This window comes from Streptomyces marokkonensis, from assembly GCF_008312835.1.
GTDB lineage: Bacteria > Actinomycetota > Actinomycetes > Streptomycetales > Streptomycetaceae > Streptomyces > Streptomyces marokkonensis_A.
Window position 1 is genome coordinate 1 of record NZ_VSKS01000047.1, and the last position, 4,270, is coordinate 4,270.

Genomic DNA, 4,270 nt, shown 5'->3' on the forward strand with positions numbered 1-4,270 from the left:
CGCCGCATCCGAACGAGCGGACACCACCCACGGGACAGTCACCTCGGGCCGGTCAGCCGGCTCCACTCCCCCGACAGGCTCCGGCTCCTCCAGGATGACGTGGGCGTTGGTCCCACTGATACCGAAGGACGACACCCCGGCCCGACGCGGGCGACCCGCTTGCTCCTCCCACGTCCGGGCCCGCGCCAGCAGCTCCACCGAACCCGACGACCAGTCCACGAGCGGCGACGGCTGATCCGCCCTGAGCGACTTGGGCAGGGTGCCGTACCGCATCGCCTGCACCATCTTGATGACCCCGGCCATACCCGAAGCGGCCTGCGTGTGCCCGATGTTGGACTTCACCGACCCCAGCCACAACGGCCGGTCGCCCTCCCGCTCCTGACCGTACGTGGCCAGCAACGCCTGCGCCTCGATCGGATCCCCGAGCTTCGTTCCCGTACCGTGCGCCTCCACCACATCCACATCACCGGCAGCCAACCCCGCATCCGCCAGCGCGGCGCGAATCACCCGCTGCTGCGACAGACCGTTGGGAGCCGTCAGACCGTTCGACGCACCGTCCTGATTGATCGCCGAACCCCGCACCACAGCGAGCACCTGATGCCCGTTCGCCTCGGCGTCCGACAGACGCTCCAGCAACAGGACGCCCACGCCCTCGGACAGCGCGAAGCCGTCCGCGTCGGTGGCGAAGGGTTTGCAGCGGCCATCCGCTGCGAGGGCGCGCTGACGGCTGAAGGCGACGAACGCGCCCGGTCCCGACATCACCGTGGCCGCGCCGGCCACCGCGAGGCGGCACTCGCCGGCACGCAGGGCACGGACGGCGAGGTGCAGGGCGACCAGCGACGAGGAACAGGCCGTGTCGACCGTCACCGCCGGGCCCTCCAGCCCCAGCGCGTAGGCGATGCGCCCCGATGCCACGCTCGCCGCCGCCCCGGTGGCGAGGTATCCCTCGTTGTCTCCGGACGCGGCACGCAGCTGGGTGGCGTACTCCTGGTCGGTGAGGCCGACGTAGACACCCGTGCTGCTGCCACGGAGGCTCTTGGGGTCGATGCCCGCGCGTTCCAGCGTCTCCCAGGTGGTCTCGAGGAGCAGTCGCTGCTGCGGGTCCATCGCCGTCGCCTCACGCGGCGAGATGCCGAAGAACCCGGCGTCGAACTCCGCCGCCCCGTCCAGGAATCCGCTCTCCCGCACATAGCTCGTACCGAGGTGGTCGGGGTCGGGGTCGTAGAGGCCGTCGAGGTCCCAGCCACGGTCGGCGGGCAAGGGAGTGGTGGCATCCACGCCGTCGAGGACCAGGCGCCACAGGTCCTCCGGTGTGTCCACTCCGCCGGGGAGGCGGCACCCCATCGACACGATGGCGATCGGCTCGTCGTCGCCCGCGCCCCGGTGGTCTGCCGCGGGCTCGGTCTTCGTGCCGGGCCGTGCGTCCTCGCCCTTCGGGCTGTCGAACGCGAGGGCGTCGAGGCAGGCGGCGAGCGCGGAGATGCTGGGGTGGTCGAAGACGACGGTGGTGGGGAGCTTCAGGCCGGTGGCGCGGTTCAGCCGGTCGCGCAGGGCGACGGCGGTGAGGGAGTCGAAGCCCAGTTCCTTGAAGGCCGCTTCGACGCTGACGGCCCCGGCGTCGGCGTGTCCCAGCGTGGCCGCCACATGGGTGCCGACGAGGGAGCGCAGCGCGGCGAGCCTGCGAGCCGTCGGGAGGCCGGCGAACTCGCGGAGCAGCGCGGAGGCCCCGTCCGTGTCGTCGGATCCGGCGTCGGCCTGCTGCGTCCGGGCGGCCGGCAGTTCGGTCAGGAGGGCGCTGCCGCGCACGGAGGTGAAGACCTCGGCGAACCGTCGCCAGTCGACGTCGGCGACCGCCACCACCACGTCGTCGTGGTCGAGGGCCTGCTGCAGTCCGGCGATCGCGGTGTCGGGCTGGATGACGGGGACGCCCCTGCGGCGCAGGACGTCCTGGACGGACTCGGCGATCATTCCGCCACCGGCCCAAGGGCCCCAGGCGACGGAGAGCACCGGGGCGCCGTCGGCGCGACGTCGTTCGGCGCGGGCGTCGAGGATCGCGTTCGCGGCGCCGTAGGCGGCGTGGTCGGCGACGCCCCACGTACCGGAGATGGAGGAGAAGTAGACGACGGCGTCCAGTTCGGTGGCGTCCAGCACCGCGTCGAGGTGGGCCGCACCGAGCACCTTGCCCGAAAGGGTGGCGGCGAGGTCCTCGACGCCGGCCTCCGCCAGGGGGCCGAGCACGCTCACACCGGCCGCGTGGACGACGGATCGCACGGGGTCGCCGTCAGCGGCGAGGCGGTTCACCAGGTCGGCCAGGGCATCGCGGTCGGCGATGTCGCAAGCGGCGACGGTGAGCCGGGTACCGCGGCCCGCGAGTTCGTCCCGCAGGTCGTCGAGGTGGGGGCCGTCGCCCCGGCGACCTGTGAGAACGAGGTGCTCCGCGCCGCGCCTGGCCAGCCAACGGGCGACGTGGGCACCGAGCGCGCCGGTGCCCCCGGTGACCAGGACCGTGCCACGCGGCTTCCAGTCGCGCGGGGCCGCCCTGCCGCCGGTGGCCGCGGGGACGAGCCGCCGACCGTGGGCAGTGCCGTCGCGGAGGGCCACCTGGTCCTCCGCGGTGCCCGCCACGATCGTGTCCACCAGCAGGTCGACGGCGTGCTCGGGCCCTTCCGCCGGAAGGTCGACGAGTCCGCCCCACCGCTTGGGGTGCTCCAAGGCGGCGACCCGGCCGATGCCCCAGACGCCTGCCTGATCGGGTGCGGCCGGCGCGTCGTCCGGACCGGTGCCGACGGCGCCCCGCGTCACGCACCACAGCGGTGCGTCGATCGCCGTGTCACCGAGCGCCTGTACGAGCGAGAGGGTTCCGGCCAGTCCGCGCCGCACAGCGGGATGGCGCGGGTGGGTCCGTTCGTCGAGGGCGAGGAGCGACAGCACCCCGGTGAACTCGGCCGACTCGGCAGCCGACGCGAGCAGGACACCGACGGCGTCCCGGTCCGGGTCACCGGCGGCCGTGACGACGACCGCACGGGTTCCGCGCCGCTCCAGCGCGGACACCGTCTCGGTGACGAGTCGGTTCCCTGCCTGCGCCTCGGGAACGACCAGCAACCAGGTCCCCCCGGCCGAGGCGGGGGCGTGGGCGGGCAGAGGGCGCCACTCCGTGCGATACCTCCAGCTGTCGGCCACTCCGCGCTCGCGGCGGGTGGTGCGCCAGGCGGCCAGTGCGGGGACGACGGATTCCAACCCCTCCTCGACCCCGAGCGTGCCGGCCAGGGCTTTCAGGTCCCCTTCCTCCACGGTCCGCCAGAACTGCTCCTCGACGGGGTCGGCGCTCACCTGGGCCTTGGGCAGGTCCAGCCAGTAGCGGCTGCGCTGGAAGGCATACGTCGGCAGGTCGACGCGGCGCGGCGACAACCCCGCGAAGGCAGGCGTCCAGTCCACGCCCACACCCCCCGCCCAGGCCTCCCCCAACGACAGGTAGAAGCGGTCGAGGCCACCCTCACCACGACGCAACGAACCCACGACCACCGCGTCCGACCCGGCAGCCTCAACGGTCTCGGCGACCGGAACCGTCAGCACCGGGTGCGGGCTCATCTCCAGGAACGCACCGTGGCCGGACTCCACCAAACGCCGCACCACAGGCTCCAACTGCACGGTGTGGCGCAGGTTGCGGTACCAGTACCCGGCATCCGTCTGCGCCGACTCCACCCACCGACCCGTCACCGTCGACAAGAACGGCACCGACGGCTCCGACGCCACCACCGGCGCCAACACCTCCGCCAACTCGGCTTCGATCGACTCCACATGAGCCGAGTGAGAGGCATAGTCCACATCGATCCGGCGCACCCGCACACCCTGCGCATCCGCATACGCCACCAGCTCATCCAACGCATCGGCGTCACCCGACACCACCGTCGACGTCGGCCCGTTCACCGCCGCCACCGACACCCGCCCCGGCCAACGACCCGCCAACTCCCCAGCACCCTGAGCCGACAGAGCCACCGACACCATGCCCCCACGCCCCGCCAACGCCACAATCGCACGCGACCGCAACGCCACCACCCGCGCACCATCACGCACACTCAACGCACCCGCCACCACCGCAGCAGCAATCTCACCCTGCGAATGCCCCACCACCGCAGCCGGCCGCACACCGAACGACTCCCACACCGCCGCCAGCGACACCATCACCGCCCACAACACCGGCTGGACCACATCCACCCGGTCCAACCCCGGCGCACCCTCCACACCCCGCACCACGTCCACCAGCGACCAG

At 72.7% G+C, this 4,270-nt stretch carries 1 protein-coding gene; it reads right to left on the reverse strand.

Annotated elements, in window-relative coordinates; all coding sequences use genetic code 11:
• Positions 1-4,270: type I polyketide synthase (locus F1615_RS35270; protein ID WP_149553117.1), on the reverse strand; the 4,270-nt coding region annotated here is incomplete at both ends.